The 16,122-nt window shown below is 66.5% G+C and carries 12 protein-coding genes and 1 tRNA gene; 7 read left to right on the plus strand and 6 right to left on the minus strand.

What is annotated here, in order from left to right; genetic code table 11:
* Positions 1-27 precede the first annotated feature (27 nt).
* Genes GGQ87_RS06550 through GGQ87_RS06565 form a run of 4 tightly spaced genes read left to right on the plus strand, consistent with a single transcriptional unit; the run spans position 28 to position 4,851 of the window.
* Positions 28-189, plus strand: a complete 162-nt coding sequence (locus GGQ87_RS06550; RefSeq protein WP_168045869.1) for a hypothetical protein — start codon at positions 28-30, stop codon at positions 187-189.
* Between the two features lie 2 nt (positions 190-191).
* Positions 192-2,210 (plus strand): AAA family ATPase, encoded by a 2,019-nt coding sequence (locus tag GGQ87_RS06555; RefSeq protein ID WP_168045870.1) that lies wholly within the window; start codon positions 192-194, stop codon positions 2,208-2,210.
* Complete coding sequence (locus GGQ87_RS06560) at positions 2,210-2,686, plus strand: DNA phosphorothioation-associated protein 4 (RefSeq protein WP_168045871.1); 477 nt, start codon at positions 2,210-2,212, stop codon at positions 2,684-2,686. The genes GGQ87_RS06555 and GGQ87_RS06560 overlap by 1 nt, the downstream gene beginning before the upstream one ends.
* 2 nt (positions 2,687-2,688) lie before the next feature.
* Complete coding sequence (locus GGQ87_RS06565) at positions 2,689-4,851, plus strand: DEAD/DEAH box helicase family protein (protein ID WP_168045872.1); 2,163 nt, start codon at positions 2,689-2,691, stop codon at positions 4,849-4,851.
* A 15-nt stretch (positions 4,852-4,866) separates the two neighbouring features.
* Here the strand turns inward: GGQ87_RS06565 and GGQ87_RS06570 are convergent, their stop codons facing one another.
* The 3 genes from GGQ87_RS06570 to GGQ87_RS06580 are packed head-to-tail and all read right to left on the minus strand — an operon-like array spanning position 4,867 to position 10,077.
* Positions 4,867-5,694: a phosphoadenosine phosphosulfate reductase family protein gene (locus GGQ87_RS06570; protein ID WP_168045873.1), complete on the minus strand. Its 828-nt coding sequence runs from the start codon at positions 5,692-5,694 to the stop codon at positions 4,867-4,869.
* On the minus strand, positions 5,687-9,082 hold the full coding sequence (locus GGQ87_RS06575) for an ATP-binding protein (protein WP_168045874.1): 3,396 nt from the start codon (positions 9,080-9,082) through the stop codon (positions 5,687-5,689). Before GGQ87_RS06575 ends, GGQ87_RS06570 begins: the two co-directional genes overlap by 8 nt.
* A complete protein-coding gene (locus tag GGQ87_RS06580) occupies positions 9,079-10,077 on the minus strand; it encodes a DUF4007 family protein (RefSeq protein WP_168045875.1) in 999 nt (332 codons plus the stop codon). Before GGQ87_RS06580 ends, GGQ87_RS06575 begins: the two co-directional genes overlap by 4 nt.
* A 62-nt stretch (positions 10,078-10,139) precedes the next feature.
* Between GGQ87_RS06580 and GGQ87_RS06585 the strand changes: the two genes are divergently transcribed.
* A complete protein-coding gene (locus tag GGQ87_RS06585) occupies positions 10,140-11,348 on the plus strand; it encodes an aminotransferase class V-fold PLP-dependent enzyme (RefSeq protein WP_168045876.1) in 1,209 nt (402 codons plus the stop codon).
* Positions 11,349-11,533: 185 nt separating this feature from the next.
* On the opposite strand, the gene GGQ87_RS06590 is transcribed toward GGQ87_RS06585, so the two are convergent.
* Positions 11,534-11,610 (minus strand) — tRNA-Arg (locus tag GGQ87_RS06590).
* Positions 11,611-11,773: 163 nt separating this feature from the next.
* Here GGQ87_RS06590 and GGQ87_RS06595 point away from each other — a divergent pair.
* Complete coding sequence (locus GGQ87_RS06595) at positions 11,774-13,537, plus strand: gamma-glutamyltransferase family protein (RefSeq protein ID WP_168045877.1); 1,764 nt, start codon at positions 11,774-11,776, stop codon at positions 13,535-13,537.
* Positions 13,538-13,541: 4 nt separating this feature from the next.
* On the opposite strand, the gene GGQ87_RS06600 is transcribed toward GGQ87_RS06595, so the two are convergent.
* Together GGQ87_RS06600 and GGQ87_RS06605 are read right to left on the minus strand one after the other, a co-directional pair.
* Entirely contained in the window at positions 13,542-14,411 is an 870-nt protein-coding gene (locus GGQ87_RS06600; protein ID WP_245161423.1) for a lipid A-modifier LpxR family protein, read from the minus strand.
* A gap of 109 nt (positions 14,412-14,520) precedes the next feature.
* Positions 14,521-15,552: a 2'-deoxycytidine 5'-triphosphate deaminase gene (locus GGQ87_RS06605; RefSeq protein ID WP_168045878.1), complete on the minus strand. Its 1,032-nt coding sequence runs from the start codon at positions 15,550-15,552 to the stop codon at positions 14,521-14,523.
* Positions 15,553-15,665: 113 nt separating this feature from the next.
* On the opposite strand from GGQ87_RS06605, the gene apaG reads away from it, so the two are divergent.
* Entirely contained in the window at positions 15,666-16,073 is a 408-nt protein-coding gene (gene apaG / locus GGQ87_RS06610) for a Co2+/Mg2+ efflux protein ApaG (RefSeq protein ID WP_168045879.1), read from the plus strand.
* Positions 16,074-16,122 lie beyond the last annotated feature (49 nt).

Raw genomic sequence — 16,122 nt, forward strand, 5'->3', positions numbered from 1 at the left:
GCTCGGACGATGTGCGGGGGACAAATCATGACGGATCAACCGACTACTGACGCAGACATCCCGCGCGTCATCGAGCAGATCGTCGAGCTCCAGCGGGAGTATTTCTTCGAGAACAAGGGCAAGGACCACGAACGGCGTAAACGCCTGCGAGACATCATCGACCGCGCGACCCCCAATGGGGCCGCTTGAGGATGTGGCTCTCACAAATCACGCTGAAGGATTTCCGATGCTTTCCCGGCGAGCACTCGATCGAGTTTTCTCAGGATCCCGAACGTAACGTCACCCTGATCCATGCCGAAAACGGCGTGGGCAAGACGACCCTCCTGAACGCTCTGCTCTGGTGCTTCTACGGTCAGACGACCGAGCGCTTCGAAAAGCGCGATGACCTGGTCAACTACGACGCCAAGGCCGCCGGGGCGCAGCACGCCTTTGTCGAGGTTCTGTTCGAGCACAACGGCAGCCGCTATCGCGCCCGCCGCTTCACCAAGGGAGGCGGGGGCGAGCGAGAGTTCACTGTCATGCGCATTGACGGCGGAAGCCACACCACCCTGCCCAACGCCGACGCCTTCATTAATACGGTCATCCCCAAGAGCATGGCCGGCCATTTCCTGTTCGACGGCGAACATGCCGAGTTCTTTCTTGGAGAAGACAACCGCCGCGCCATCCGCCGCGCCGTCCAAGACATTCTCGGCTGCTCGCTGATCGAGACGGCCATCGCCGATCTCGAGGAGACGGCGACCTGGTATCGCAAGCAGATCCCCAACACCAAGGCGTCCTCCTCCATGGACGCGCTGAGCTCGCGCATCGACGCATTGACGGGTCAGATCGCGGCCGCCCACGAAGCCAAGGACGGGCTGACCGGCGAGATCGAAACGATCGAGCAGCGGATCGCTGACATCGACGACAAGCTGCGCAACTCGTCCGCCGCCAAATCCCTGCAGACCCGACGCGATCGCGCCAAGGGCGAGCTCGTCCGCGCCCGTACCCGCGAAACCGAAGCTCAAACCGAGGTGCTCAAATGGCTCGGCGAGAACGGACGCTTCCTTGTCTCCACCAAGATCACCCAGCTGGCGATGGATCACCTCGATCAGCAGGAGACCAAGGGCAGGCTGCCCTCGCCCTATAACGAGGAGTTTGTGCACGACATCCTCGACATGAAACGCTGCATCTGCGGCGCCGCCCTAGAGCCCGGCAGCGATGCCCATGTCGCGGTGTCCAGCCTGCTGCAGAAGGCCGCGAACGCCACGCTCCGCAGCCGGATCAGCAAGGTGAAGGCGCGACTGTCCCAACTGAAGTCGGAGCGCCAGAAGGCTCCCGGTCGGCTCGACGCGGCCAACAAACGCCTGAATGACGCCCGCCAAGACATCTCCCGTCACGAACAGGAGCTCGACGATGTCTCCGAGAGCCTGAAGGGGATCGATTTCGACGATATCGCCGAGCGGGAGATCAAGCGGAACGATCTGCGCCGAGAAGCCAATGCGAAACGCGAGCACCTCGGCAGCCTCGGCGTGCGGATCCAAACGTCCGAAGCCGACAAAGTCAACGCCGAACGGGACCTCAAGAAACTCGCCGATGAGGACGCCGGCGCAAGGATATTCATGACGCGCTACGCCCTGTGCGAGCGGCTCAAGGGGCAGCTCGAGCTTGAGCTCAAGAAGGAAGAGGAAGAGGCGCGAGGCGTTCTTCGCGCCTCCATCACCCGGATCCTGGCGGACACCAGCCGCAAGGCCTTCAAGCTTAGCATGAGCAGCGACTATTCGATCAGCCTAGTCAACGAAGCCGGCACCCAGATGCCGAAATCAAGCGGAGAAAACCAGCTCCTCGGCCTGGCCTTCACCGCCGCCCTGGTCGAGTTCGCCAAGATCCGCGAGAACGCCTCTGACTACCGGCTGCTGAAGGGCACGGTCGCGCCGCTGGTGCTGGATTCGCCCTTCGGCCAACTCGACGAGGATTACCGGCGGACGACCGCGTCCTTCATTCCCAAGATGGCCGGACAGGTCGTTCTGATGGTGTCGAAATCGCAGGGCTCTGGCTCGGTCCTGGAAGCGCTGCGTGACCGTATCGGCGAAGAGGTGGTTCTCATTCGGCACAACCGCGCGGACCGCGACGGCCGCAAACCTGAGATCCGTCAGTTTCACGGCAAGGATGTAGAGACCGCGGTGTTCGGCGCTCCAAGCGACGGCAGCGCCTTTGTGCGGGTGACCTCCTGATGGCTGATCGCGTCCCCAACATTCACCGCAGCAAGCTCTATGAGGATCTCGTTCAGCGGCTCGCCACCCAGCCCGTTCCAGGGTCGGACCGCAAACTGTTCCCGACCCTGCGCGAAGTGCTTTGCTTCGCCGCCTTGCTCGGCTTCTCGGAAGGTCGCCGCCTTCCCCTGGATCGCTCGCACGGCACGGAGGACATCTCTTATCAGCAGTTCGAGGCCGATCCGGCCGCCGAAGACCTGCTCTGGACCTTGGCGGTGGCGGAAAGCCAGGACGTGGAGATCTTGCGCGAAGGCGAGGAAGGCCGATGTGCGGACATCTTCGAAGAATACGCCAACGGCGGCCTGGCGCTGATTAAGGACTATTTCCTGCGCAATGGCGGCGAGTATCCGGACCGGGCCTTGCTGGCCCTTCTGAGGGAGCGCGGCTACCTGCAACCGGTCGCCGCGGAGCCCGACCTCGCCGCGGTGACCTTCTAGGGATGTTGCGAAGCCTCGTCCTCAAGGGCGTCTACAAGTCCGATCAGGACGACATCCTGAGAAGCTTTTACTTTCCGGCGCTCGCGGCAGCTAATCGCTACGATCGAGCCGTCGGCTATTTCTCCGCTTCGTCCCTCAGCGAGGCCGCCCAAGCTTTGACCGTCTTCATTAAGGGAGACGGCGTGATCCGGCTCGTCGTCGGAGCCTTCACCGCGCAGAGCGACATCGACGCCGTTCGTGAAGGGCTGCGACTGAAGGAGATATCAGAGCGCATTGGTGCCGAGATGGTCGCCGCCGTCAGCGACATCGACGACGAACTCTTCCAGCATCGCTTCAAAGCCCTGGCCTGGTTAATCGCCCATGGCCGCCTCGAAATCCGCGTGGCGCTGCGCCCCAACGGCATCTACCACGACAAGGTGGGCATTATCAGCGACGCCGACGGCGACGCCGTCGTCTTCTCAGGCTCGGCCAATGAAAGCGCCGCCGCGCTTTTGCCGACGCAGAACTATGAATCGATCAACGTCTTTCCCACCTGGCGTCCCGAACTCGCTGACTTCCATGAGCCTCACCGGGATAGTTTCACCCGGCTATGGGACAACAAGAGCCGGGGCACGGTCGTCATCGATCTGCCGACTGCGCTGAAGGACAATCTTCTGGAGGTCGCCGCATCGCTTGACGGACCGCCCGACAGCGAACGGGAGGCCCAGATCGCTGAGCGGCTGCGCGCGCTCGAAGCGAGCGATGAAGCCGAGCCCGAGGCTCGCCTTCCCCGAGCACCGGCGATGATCCACGGGATGCCGTTCAAGATGCGCGAGCATCAGCTCGAGGCGCTGAGGGCCTGGCAGGCGAACGGCTATCGGGGCGTCTTCGATCTAGCGACCGGCGCGGGCAAGACCATCACGGCGGTCTACGCCACCGTGCAGATGGCCAAGGGGATTCCCGGGCTCGCCGTGGTCATCGCCGCCCCCTACCAGAGCCTGGCGGATCAATGGTGCGAGATCCTGGAGGCGTTCAACATACGACCGCTCCAGTGCTACATCTCCAAGGAGAACTGGCACGACGACCTGCAAAAGCGGGTCCTCGACATGCAAGGCGGCTCGGACGCCTTTCAGGCGCTCGTCGTCGTCAACCGCACCCTCAGAACGCCCGAGTTTCAGGCGGCGTTGGCGCGCATCCCCGGTAACCGGCTTCTGTGGATCGGCGACGAGTGTCACCACCACGGCTCGGAGTCCCTCGCGTCAGCCCTGCCGGCGCACGCCCATTACCGTATCGGGCTGTCCGCGACCCCGCTGCACTATCTCGATGAAGAGCGGAACGCCCGGCTCAAGGCCTACTACGGCGATATCGTCTTCAGCTATACGCTCGCCCAAGCCATCGCCGACAAGGTGCTCACCCCCTACAACTACTACCCCACCGTGGTTCCGCTCACGGCCGATGAGGCCAGCGAGTTCATCAGCCTGTCCGACGACATCGCTCGGGCCTTCATGCGCGAAGACAAGGGTTCCGGACCGCCGAGCACCATGCTGACGGCGCTTCTGATGAAGCGGGCGAGGGTCGTCGGCTCGGCCGCCAATAAGATGATCGCCCTGCAGAAGACCTTGGCCGGCCGCCCCCCGCAGCAACACGCCTTGTTTTATTGCGGCGACGGCCAAGTCGAGATGGACGGGGTCGACGAGGACGATGGGGCGGAGGATGGTCAGCCGACGCGTCAGATCGAGGCGGTCAGCCGGCTGCTCGACGATGAGGGATGGAAGGTCTCGCGTTTCACCGCGCGCGAAAGTCGGCGCGAGCGAGAGTCCATCCTGCAGTCCTTCAAGACGGGAGCGATCGACGGCCTGGTGGCCATCAAATGCCTCGATGAAGGCATCGACGTCCCCGCCTGCAGTATCGCCTACATCCTCGCCAGCTCCAAAGACCCGCGCCAGTTCATCCAGCGGCGCGGCCGAATCCTGAGGCGATCGCCCGGCAAGACGATCGCCAATATCCACGACTATATCGTCGTCCTGCCCGAGGACGCCGAGGACGTGAGCGGGGCCGCGCGCAAGCTTATCACCGGAGAACTCAAACGCGTCGCCGAGTTCTCGGGCTTGGCCGAGAACCGCAACGAAGCCTATGCCGCCTTGCGGCCGATCCTGACCGCCTACGATCTGGAACACGTTCTCTGAAGAACGGTCCGGTCCTCACTTGTGACAGGTGAGGCACAGCTTGGCGGCGGATTTGTAGATGTCCTCGATCTCGATCGGCGTGTCTCTGAGCGCGTTGGTCAGGCGGCGCGCCTTGAGGCGCTCCACCCTGCGGTCATGGTCCGCCCGGATCTGCGCGACCCGCTCGGGCCTGGCGATGTCCTCCAAGGACTCGCCGTGGCTCCAAGTGAACGGCGACCCGTGCTCGAGCGCATTCTTTTCGTAGCGTTTGGCGTCCTCGAAACTGTCCGGATGCTCATCCATCAACCGGACCCATTCGATCTTCTGCTGGTAGAAGCAGAAGGTGCAGCCGCTGCGCGACCGCCACCGGTAGTACTCCGGAAGGCCGAGCCCGGCCGCCTCCAGGATCTCCATCACGCCCGCCTTGTCGATGCCGGCTTCACGGAAGGGAAGGTGGGTCCGAAGTGCGTCCTTTCCGGACACATAGCCTTCGCGATAGTCCTCGTCGGAGCGGATGGCGACATAGCTATGGACCGTGACGCCGCTGGCCACCGACGGCTGAACCCAATCCTCGAACGGCTTGATCTTCAGCTGGCGCGTGCACCAGCGCGTCTGGGGCGACGGCAAGAAATTCTTGTATTCACGGAGCCAGTAATCGAAGTCCCGCTCCGGATTGAGACGCTCGATCGGCTTGTGAAGCACGCCCTCCAGCCGGCCGAGAAATTCGTAGACCTCCGGCAACTCCTTGCCGGTGTCGGTGAAGAAATACTCGATGTCCAACTCGGGCCGATGGTGGGACATATAGACCGCCAGCGCCGCGCTATCGCGGCCTCCGGACAGGCCCAGGACGTGCCGTTCAGCCATGGGCGGTCTCCGTTCGTTTCGCCGTCGCCGCATCGCGCGCGGCTTCGGGCGCGGTGCTCAGGATCAGTCCCAAACTGGCGACCGCGGCTAGGGCGACGTCGGGGCTGACGCCTTCGGCGCGAAGCAGGTCATTGATGCGCAGCGCCAAGGCGTCGGCGGTCTCGCGTTCCGCCGCGGAGACCTGAATCTCATGGGATTGCGGCTCGGGGTAGTCAGGGTCGCTGATATAGACCGCCATGGCCACCCGGCCGCCTTCGCGTCCTTTCAGACGCTGGAAGATCTCGGCCTTAAGGAACTGGTCGGCCAAGGCCGCGAGTTCGACGGACGCGGCGTCGAGGTCTCGATCGACCCAATCTCGCGTGGGCTTGTTCGCCGCCAGAACGGCGAACCCTTCCATATCGGCGATGTCGCCTTCGAACGTCGAAAGTCGGGTGGCCAGGGCGTCGAGACGGAAATTGCCGGTCAATCCCTTCACGTCCAAGGCACGCCGACGCAGTTTCGCCAGGCTGTCGGGATCGCCCTTGACCCGCAGCTCCCGCAGCAAGATCGTCTCGAGGCCCGCGAGCATCCCGCTATAGGCGCCCTTCAGTTCGTCCAGGGCGGCGATGACATGCCGCGCCAAAACCGGCCCTGCGTAGTTGTCCGCCTCAAGGCCGAAGGCTTTGGGCACGTCTCGCGTCAAGAACTGGTTCGGGTCGTCCGTGACCTTCGCACGGTCTCGGAACGCGATCGTCGTCGGCGTTAGGCGCGTCGTCCGAAGGGTCCAGTTCGGTAGATTGACGACGGCGGTGATGAGGCCGCGCGCGACGTCGAACGCCGTGGGCGGCACAGTCGCTTCAGTCGTGGACAGCCGCTCCGCCAAGCCCGAGATCAGCGCGACATCCACATCCGTCAGAACGATCGAGCGGATCCGCACGCAGCTCGAATCCTGGACCATTCGGTCGATCAGGAAGCTTTCCAGCCCGGGACGATAGACGCCCTCGAGATAGACTGCGGTCATCCCCGACCGGGTCATCATATAGGCCGCGCCGAGAAGGGTGCAGAGCCCGTCCCTGACTCCGAAGGGGGCCGCGCGCCAATGGGCGAAGATCTCCGCCATCGTCAGGCCGTCCGGCGCCGCCGCCAGCAGCTCGTCGGTTCGGCGCCAGAGGGCGTGAAGATGGTGCGGATCGCCTGCTTCAGGGGCCACGAAACGCCAGGTCCCGGTCGCTTCGTCAAGGCGGTGAAGTCCGGTGCTTTCCAGAAGACTCACGTACAAGCCGGCTTGGGGGGGGAAGCCGACAATGCCGAGGCGCGGCGACGAGGCCTGCCCGACCATGGCCCTGAGCAGGGCTCTGACCGCGGCGGCGGCGTTGGAGGAGGGGCGGCTGCGGTTGACGAGCTCGTTGGGCAGCCACGGCGCGGCGGGATAGCGCCAATCCGCCAGACGCGACGCGACGACGCTGAGACCGGCCGGCCCGGACAGCCGAAGCGAGACGCCGCTGTCGAAACCCTCCGGGGCGACCCATTTGACGCCATGAACCGCGTCGGAGAGCCGATCTTCAAGGTCCGCGCTGAGGCGGGCCACGCGCGCGTCGAGCTCGCGCCGCGCGATCGCATCCCCTTCGAGCTCCGCGCTATGCGCGCGGACATGCTCGAGGGCCGATAGATCGGACGCCATCTCGCGGATCATGAAGCTGTCCGAGGTCCAGCCGAGCACCACGAGCTGCTCACCCGCCAAGGCGGAGGCTCGCTTTAGGATCGTCTGGGCCTGCGCGGCGCTTTCGCCCTCTCCGCTGATGGCCAGAAGAAACAGGCCCGCCGCCCCGGGAGCCGGCCGATAAGCGCGCACGCGGTGTTCGACGTCCGCTAGGGCCGCGATCTCAATCTCAAACCAACGCAGGGCGCCGGTGATCTCATAGTGCCGCTTGGCCAGCACCGGCTGGAGGGCCGCGTGCCGGGCCAGCTGCCGATAGTCGAGGGCGACGCCCGCTTCGCGCGCCCGGTCCACGGCGGCGTCGATGTCGAAATCGCTCCCCGCATAGATCGCATAGCTTCCCGCGTGCTTGCGGAAGATGATCACGGACCAATCCGCGAGCTCCTCGAGAATGCGCTCGACGGCCTTGGGCGCGAGGCCGCTGACGGCATGCTGAAGGACCTGCGGCGTGGCCTGCAGACCCGATCGATCCTTGAACAGATCGATCAGGGCGACGGCCTTGAGAAGCGCGAGATGGTCGGCGCTGGCGGCGCGGCCCTCGGCGCGGACGATCGCCTCAAGGGCCGTCGACCAACGATGGCCGTCTGGCGAGGCCAAGATCGCCGGCTCCAGATTGGCGTGCAGATAGTCCCACAGGCGAGCGAGCGGGAAGAGGGGTGCGTCCTTGGCCGGAACCTCTTCAAGATAGGTCTGGAAGCCGTAGGGCTCGATCGAATTCAGGAAGCCGAACAAACTGCGCTGGTTCTGACCGAACCGCCGCCGAGACACCGGTCCAATCAGCGCCGCTACCAGCGGATGCAGCGGCCAGCAGGCATGCAGCTTGGCTTCGAGCGTCTGAGCGTCGCCTAGGCGCTGACTGCGCAGCAGCTCGGCGACGACCGGGGCGGCGGGATTGGATCGCGCGGTGCTCGGGGGGGCCTCGATGGCTCGACCGATCAGGTCGAGTTGTTCCTCGGCGGCCAGGTTGATCGGGATATCCAGATAGCGGCCCTGGATCTTGATCCATTCGTCACGGGCCTCGCGCGCGAGGCGGTGGGCGTATTCGTCGAAGGCCTGGTGCAGGATGCCGACGAGCAAAAGCCTTTGGTTCGACCGGGACGCTGTTTCCGCCAAGTCCTGGAACAGATGCACGTCGCCGTCGGCGCGCGCGGCGTGTTCGAGGAATTTGCCCATCTCATCGACGAGCAGAAGCAGTCCCGCGTGACGCGGGTCGGCGGAGACCCGCAACGTCCAGGCCGCCAGACTCTCTCGCTTGGCTCGCTCAAGGCCGGGAAGGTCCGCCACGGAGGCGGCGAGCGCCTCGCCGATGGCCCGCTCCGGATCGTCGCGGCGACCGACCGCGGCCACCACGAGCCAGGGCGTCTTGTCGCCACGGAACGCGCCGAGCAGCTCCCGCCGATCAGCGTCTCCGACCTCGGCGAGGAGGCCCTCGGCGGCCTTGCGCGAACCGCCCGCGAGCGCCGCTAGGGCGATGGCCAGACTCGATTTTCCACACCCATAGGGCCCCGTCCAAGTGAAGGCACCGTGCCCCGTGGCGCCGTGATGCCGGGCCATCAGAAGGAGGGCTTCGATCGCGGACTGCGAGCAGACATAGCCGTCGAGCGCGCGAGGATCGGTCAGATCGGCGTCGACGCGCACGGCGCGCGTGAACCGGCGCGCGACGCTGACGATGTCGGAGAGGCGAGGGGTCATGCCGCGAGCCGTCCCATGTCGCGCGCGTACATGGCGCGCAGAACGGCGTCGGCCTGAAGCTGCTCAAGGCCCGGCGCATAGAGTTGACGCATGCCGGAGGATTCATCCCAGCGAAGCGCGCCCCCGGTCAAATCATCGAGCCTCACCAGCCGTTCGGCGACCGCGTCTTCGTCGAGGAGAAAGACCTGTCCCGGCGAGCCTCGCTCGAAGGTGAGGAAGTCGACCGAGAAGGACCGGCGAGTGTCAAACAGCGTCCGCCAGAAATCGATCAGGGCATAGAGGAAGACCTCATCCGGCAGGGACGGCTTGGGCCCGCGTCGAAAGCGATACTGCTCGCCCACGCCGGCCTTCTGGATCAAACCCAGCTCGGCCAGGGGCGACTCGATGCTGTCCTCGGGGGCCCGGCGCCCCCCCGCGGCCGCGGCGTGATAGGTCCGGATGATGCACTCCACATCCCGCTTCAGGGTCACGCCGGCGATCGGCCGGTCGCGACTGAGCCGACCCGATTCCTGAAGCTCCTCGCAGCGACGAACCAGGCGCCGGGTCATCAATTCTCGATCAAAGGCCGGCTCGTGGAACTCGTTGAACGCCCAGTGCCAGGCTGACGCCCGACCGGGCCGGCTGGCCAGCGTCCAGTGCAGCAGCCAAAGCGATCCGGGGTGCTCCAGAAACGGATCGTTCGATTCACCGAACAGGAGGTCGCCGATGGGCCCCAAGGTCACCCGGCTTGTCCGTTCGCCCGGCGCGTCATGAGAAGAAAGAATATCGGTCGCCAAAGCCCAGTGTCTCATAGAAAGGACCATGTTCTTGCCTACGCCGAATCTCGCGATTGCTGCGTCGTCCAAGAAGACGGAAGCGCCTGTTGCCGAATCGACGCGCAGTTGTTCACTAACCGCGTCATAGGCTTTCTTCAGCCATCCGTAGCGGAGCGGAAACGTTTCGTGTCCGGCGAACTGTAGTTTGTAATCGTCGTTGGCGAGGAGGCTGCGGGTCATTGGTCCTGGAATGTCCTTCCAGTTGATGACACCCGGTCTTATGGCCTATGTCAACGGTCCTGGTGATCGTCACCAGCCCGACTTTGGAGGGATTCGCACAGGTGCGCATCGAGGACGCCATCTATCTCGATTATCAGGCTGCCACGCCGGTCGATCCGCGTGTGGCCGAGGCCATGCGCGAGACGATGCTCACGGACTTCGCAAACCCGAGTTCGGACGATCACGCCCTCGGCTGGAAAGCCCATCAGCGCGTTGAGCTCGCACGCGCCGCCATCGCCGACGCCTTCGGCGCTGCGTGGGGAGGCCTCATCTTCACGAGCGGCGCGACCGAAGGCAACAATATCGCGATCTTGGGCGGCGCGCGCAATGCCCCGCCCGAGCGGCGGCGGGTTCTGATCAGCGCCATAGAGCACAAGGCCGTCCTCGAAGCCGCCTCGGCGCTCGCGGCCGAGGGCTACGACATTGAGCGCCTTCCAGTCGACACCAGCGGGTGCCTCGACCTCGACGTCTTGGAGGCGTTGGAAGGAACGACCGTCGCAGTGATTTCGGTCATGGCCGTCAACAATGAGACAGGCGTTGTCCAACCGGTGCGAGCAGTTGCGCAGTGGGCCAAGCGCCACGGCGTCTTTTTTCATTGCGACGCGACCCAAGCGCCGCTCGCCATGGAAGTCGATCTTTCGTCATGGGGCGTGGATGCGGCCAGCCTTTCGAGTCACAAGATTTATGGGCCCAAGGGAATAGGTGTCCTGTACCTCGCTGATGATCGTCCTTGGACCCCCCGACCCTTAACGTTCGGCGGGGGACAGGAGCAGTCGATTCGGCCCGGGACCTTGCCCACTCCGCTCTGCGTGGGCTTCGCGACAGCCTCCATGCTGGTGAGTCGCGAAGGGGCAGCGGAACGCGAGCGCGTCGCTTCCCTTCGCGACTCCTTCGTAGCCTCGTTAAGAGACCTTGATCCCGGACTTCGGCTTACTGCTCCCTCGGGTGATCGTCATCCTGGCAACGCCCACGTCGTATTTTCTCGAGCCGACGCCGCCGATCTTCTGGCGCTTCTCCAGCCGGTCGTGGCCGCGTCCTTGGGGTCAGCCTGCACCTCGGGCGTCATCGGCCCTTCGCACGTTCTTACCGCGATGGGAGTAAGCGACAGCGACGCCAGCCGATGCGTTCGGTTTTCACTAGGTCGGTTCAGTGACGCGGCGCAATTGGCCGAAGCGAGTCACGCCATAGCAAAGGCGCTAAATAAGCAGCGGGGTCGAGCTCTGCCGGCGTAGCCCGCAGAGGGCGTTTATCGACGAACGTCGAGCCTCGCCTATTCCCATTGAGAGATTGCGGGAGGCAGCCGAACCCCCGGCTAGCGCTGGCCTTCGCGCGCATTTCTGGGAGTTATGAAAGGCTGTATGAAGCGTCAGATTTGACGAATACTTCTTCAGCATAAACAGCAGCTTGGAAGAAGAAATGGCGCGCCCGGAACGATTCGAACGTCCGACCCTCAGATTCGTAGTCTGATGCTCTATCCAGCTGAGCTACGGGCGCGCTTGGCCGCGAACGGCGAGGGCGGGTCTTTAGCGGACGAGGGACGGTGGGGCAAGACCCGGTTGGCGGCTTTCCTGCGGTGATTTCGCGACCGGGGGTTTCGCCGTGGCGCCGGGCGCGCCAAGTTGGGGCTCTCCCCGCCGTTCGCCGTCCCGGAACCCTCATGCGCCACGCCTCGCTCACCGCCCTGCGTCCCCTGCTCGCGCTCGCCGTCGGGGCGGGCCTGATGCTGGCGGGCTGCGCGGGCGGGGCCGGGATCGCGCCTGCTCCCGGGTCGGCCGCGTCGGCCGTAGCGGCCGCCCCGCAGGCTCGCGGGCCCTTCGTGGCTGCCGCCAATCCTCTGGCCGTCGAGGCGGGGCTGAAGGTGCTGCGGCAGGGCGGCTCGGCCGTCGACGCAGCGGTGGCCGTGCAGGCCGTGCTGGGTCTGGTCGAGCCGCAATCCTCCGGCCTCGGCGGCGGCGCCTTCATGATGGTGTTCGACGCGGCGACCGGCGAGGTCACCAGCTACGACGGCCGCGAGACGGCGCCTAACGCCGCGACGCCGGAACTGTTCTACGAGAACGGCAGGCCGCTGGGCTTCGGCGACGCGGTGCTGAGCGGCCGCTCCACCGGCGCGCCCGGGGCGGTGGCCCTGCTGGCCATGGCCCAAGGCGAACATGGCCAGCTGGCGTGGCGCGATCTGTTCGGCGACGCCGAGCGGCTGGCCCGCGACGGCTTCGTCGTCAGCCCCCGCCTCGCCGGCATGATCGCCGCCCGCTCGGGTCAGGCGCGGACCCGCTGGGCCAACGCCTATTTCACCAAGGCCGACGGGAGCCGCTATGTCGCCGGCGACGTGCTGCGCAACCCCGCCTACGCCGACACCCTGGCCGAGATCGCGGCGGGCGGAGCCGACGCCTTCTATCACGGCCGGATCGCACGCGAGATCGCCTCGACCGTCGCCGAGGGGCCGCGGCCCGGCGCCCTGACCGAGGCGGACATCGCCGCCTATCAGCCTATCGAGCGCGGCGCCCTGTGCCGGCCCTACCGGATCTATGTCGTCTGCGTGCCGCCGCCCCCGTCCAGCGGCGTGGCGGTGCTTCAGCTGCTGGCCATGGCCGAGCTGACGCCGGACATCCTCGAGGGTCCGGCCAGCGCCGACGCCTGGACCGCCTTCGCCCAACTGCAGCGGCTGATGTACGCCGACCGCGACCGCTACGTCGGCGACCCGGCCTTCGTCGGCGTGCCGGTGCAGGGGCTGCTCGACCCTGACTATGTCGCCGCCCGCGCGGTGCAGGCGCCGACCCTCGTCGGGGCGGCCGAGCCCGGCTTTCCGCCCGGGGGCGTCTTCGCCGGCCCGGACGCGACGCAGGAGCCCGCCGGCACCTCCCACTTCGTCATCGTCGACGCGGCGGGCAACGCCGTCAGCATGACCACGACGGTCGAGAGCGTGTTCGGGTCCGGCCGGATGGCGGCGGGCTTCTTCCTCAACAACCAGCTGACCGACTTCTCCTTCGAGCCGCTGCGGGCGGACGGCCAGCCCGCAGCCAACGCCGTGGCCGCGGGCAAGCGGCCGCGCTCCTCGATGTCGCCGGTCATCATCCTTGACCGGCAGGGCCGGCTCGTCGGCGCGCTGGGCTCGCCGGGCGGGTCGGCCATTCTCGCCTACAACACCAAGGCGCTGGTGGCCGTGCTGGACTGGGGCTTGCCGATGGCCGAGGCCTTCGCCCTGCCGAACCTGGTGGCCAAGGGCGACGATTTCGGCGCGGACACCGACCGGTTCACCCCCGACCTGCAGGCGGCGCTGGCTGCACGGGGTATTCAGTTGCGCCCGAACGCCAGCGAGAACTCCGGCCTGCACGGCGCCATCTGGCGGCAGGCGTCCGATGGAACATGGCGCTGGGACGGCGCGGCCGACGACCGGCGCGAGGGCGTGGCGAGGACCGACTAGTCCCCTACTCCGGCTTGATCGACAGCTGGAAGGCGATCAGGCCTTCCGAGACGTCGGTGTCTACGCCGTTGCCGGCGCGCAGCCCCTCGGCCTCGATCTCGCGATATACGAGGCCGATCGAGCTGTGCACCGGACCGCGCCGCAGGGCCACGCCCAGCGAGGCGTCGCCCATGAAGGCTCCGGAATCGTGGCTGACGCCCGAGCGGGCATAGTCGCCGTCGCGGTTGCGGGCCCAGTTATAGCCCACCGCCCGGCCCGAGCCCGCGGCATAGACATACCAACGCGACCGCTCTCCAAACTCGTCTTCACCGTCCGGCACAAGCCGGTCGAGGTCGCGCCCGATCCGCAGGGTGGCTCCGGCTTCCGTGACGTCGCCGCGGCTGCCCACGCCGACGCCCACGTGCGGCGTCAGGGTGACGTCCAGGCCGTTCTCCGTCTGGCCCAGCGTCTCAGTCCAGCCGCGCGTATAGGTGACGTCATAGTGTTCCGCGTCGTAGGCGGCGGCGTCGAGCGGGCCGGGCGGCAGAGGCGCCCCGTCGGCGCGGCGCACGCGGCCCTCGGTGCGCAGACGCAGCCGGTCGCTATAGGCGTCGCCCTCGTACCAGATGTCGCGGTTCGAAACGGCGCGGGTCGAGGCCGTGTCCCGGGCGGGATCGTAGCCGATCCAGCCGTCGGCGCCCGCGCGGTCGCCGGCGTCGAAGCGCGCGTCGCGGTCCAGACGGGTCAGAAGATCGGAAACATTGGTGGGGCGCTCACGCTCGACCCGCCAGGGATCGACGACGGCTTGCTGCGGCGAGGGCGGCTCCATAGCGGACGCGGACGACGCGATGGCCGCCAGACTCACTACGCCCGCACTAAACGCCCTCAGACGCATCAACGGTCCCCTCAGTCCGTTAACGTGCCCGACCCTCTCACGCGCGAGCCGGAACGCCAACCGACATTTTCCTGTCCGTCGAACGTCCCCCGCCGGGCACGGTTCCTCTTCAGCCCCAGGGGCGGAAATGCTTGGACAGCTTGAGGCCCTGCCGCTGGTAGTGGCTGCCGCCCTCGCCATAGAGACGCGACGGCCGCTCGGTCAGCGGCTCATAGACCAGCCGGGCGACGATCTGGCCGTGCTCCAGCAGGAAGGGCGTGTCGTGGGTGCGCACCTCCAGCACCCCCTTCGAGCCCTTGCCGTGCGCCTCGTCGGTGCCGAAGCCCGGATCGAAGAAGCCGGCGTAATGGACCCGGAACTCGCCCACCGACGGGTCGATGGGCGTCATCTCCGCCGCCTGCATGACCGGGATTTCCACGGCCTCGCGCGACGCCAGGATGTAGAACTCGCCCGGATCCAGCAGCAGCTCGCCGCGCCGCACGCTCAGCGGTTCCCAGAAGTCGCGCGGGTCGTGGCCGTCGATCCGGTCCAGATCGACGACGCCCGCATGCCGCCGTCCGCGATAGCCGACGATGGTGCCGTCCGCGCCTTCCAGATCGACGCCGACGCTGCGGGTCTCCAGCTTCGGCGGCTCCCCGGCCTTGAGCCGCAGCTGGTTCAGCCGCGTCCCCGGACGCACGAGGATGGAGAAGGTCTGGGGCGCGATCTCGAGATACAGCGGCCCGTCGTAGCCCTCTTCCACGTCGTCGAAGCTCGCGCCGCGGTCCGTCAGCAGGCGCACGAAGACGTCGACCCGGCCGGTCGAGCTCTTGGGATTGGCCCGGGCGATCAACCCCTTGGGCAGGGTCAGCCGCTCCTGCAGCCTGGCGATGTAGACGCAGCCCTTCTCCAGCACATAGCCGGCCGACAGGTCGATCGAGTGCATGGCCACGTCGGCGATGCGATCCTCGACCTTGCGCTGCCCCGGCAGGAAGGAGGCGCGCACCCGCCACGCCCGGTCCGACAGCCGCAGGTCCAGGCTGGCCGGCTGCACCTGGTCCGCGTCGAACGGCGTGTCCGAGGCGATCGCGCCGCCGGCGATCAGGGCCTCGATGGATTGCGATGGCAGGATGCCGGGGAGGGAGGTCGAATAGCTCTGCATCGCCCCCGATTACACGATTTCGCGTCGCGTCTCCCCCAAACTGTTCGGCGTCGCGGGCCTCGCCTCGTCGGCGCCACCCTTGACCTGCGGGCCGTGAGGGCGACCATGGGCGGATGCACGATACGCCCGCCTATGAAGCCGAGACCGAGGGCGTCCTCGTCCGCGTCCGCCCCAGCTATCTGGCGGGCCAGTCGGACCCCGAAGGGGGGCGCTGGGTCTGGGCCTATCAGGTCGAGATCGTCAATCTGACGACCACCACGGTCCAGCTGATGGCGCGGCGCTGGGTCATCACCGATGGTCAGGGCCGGGTGGAGGAAGTGCGCGGCGCGGGCGTCGTCGGCGAGCAGCCGGTGATCAAGCCGGGCGACAGCTATTCCTACGCCTCGGGCTGTCCGCTCGGCACGCCGACGGGCTCGATGGTCGGCGGCTACTATATGACGGACGCTTCCGGCCGCTCGTTCGAGGCGGCCATCCCCGCCTTCAGCCTCGACGTCCCGGGGCAGCGGCGGGTGCTGAACTAGGGCCCGCCAACAAAAAACCCGCCCGGAAGGGCGGGGGAGAGGGGGCTGC

It is taken from the genome of Brevundimonas alba (genome assembly GCF_011927945.1).
Lineage (GTDB): Bacteria > Pseudomonadota > Alphaproteobacteria > Caulobacterales > Caulobacteraceae > Brevundimonas > Brevundimonas alba.

What these genes read in the sequence shown, in the direction of transcription:
- GGQ87_RS06550 (WP_168045869.1), top strand. Translation starts at nt 28, where the DNA reads ATGACGGATCAACCGACTACTGACGCAGACATCCCGCGCGTCATCGAG.
- GGQ87_RS06555 (WP_168045870.1), top strand. Translation starts at nt 192, where the DNA reads ATGTGGCTCTCACAAATCACGCTGAAGGATTTCCGATGCTTTCCCGGC.
- GGQ87_RS06560 (WP_168045871.1), top strand. Translation starts at nt 2,210, where the DNA reads ATGGCTGATCGCGTCCCCAACATTCACCGCAGCAAGCTCTATGAGGAT.
- GGQ87_RS06565 (WP_168045872.1), top strand. Translation starts at nt 2,689, where the DNA reads ATGTTGCGAAGCCTCGTCCTCAAGGGCGTCTACAAGTCCGATCAGGAC.
- GGQ87_RS06570 (WP_168045873.1), bottom strand. Translation starts at nt 5,694, where the DNA reads ATGGCTGAACGGCACGTCCTGGGCCTGTCCGGAGGCCGCGATAGCGCG.
- GGQ87_RS06575 (WP_168045874.1), bottom strand. Translation starts at nt 9,082, where the DNA reads ATGACCCCTCGCCTCTCCGACATCGTCAGCGTCGCGCGCCGGTTCACG.
- GGQ87_RS06580 (WP_168045875.1), bottom strand. Translation starts at nt 10,077, where the DNA reads ATGACCCGCAGCCTCCTCGCCAACGACGATTACAAACTACAGTTCGCC.
- GGQ87_RS06595 (WP_168045877.1), top strand. Translation starts at nt 11,774, where the DNA reads ATGCGCCACGCCTCGCTCACCGCCCTGCGTCCCCTGCTCGCGCTCGCC.
- GGQ87_RS06600 (WP_245161423.1), bottom strand. Translation starts at nt 14,411, where the DNA reads ATGCGTCTGAGGGCGTTTAGTGCGGGCGTAGTGAGTCTGGCGGCCATC.
- GGQ87_RS06605 (WP_168045878.1), bottom strand. Translation starts at nt 15,552, where the DNA reads ATGCAGAGCTATTCGACCTCCCTCCCCGGCATCCTGCCATCGCAATCC.
- apaG (WP_168045879.1), top strand. Translation starts at nt 15,666, where the DNA reads ATGCACGATACGCCCGCCTATGAAGCCGAGACCGAGGGCGTCCTCGTC.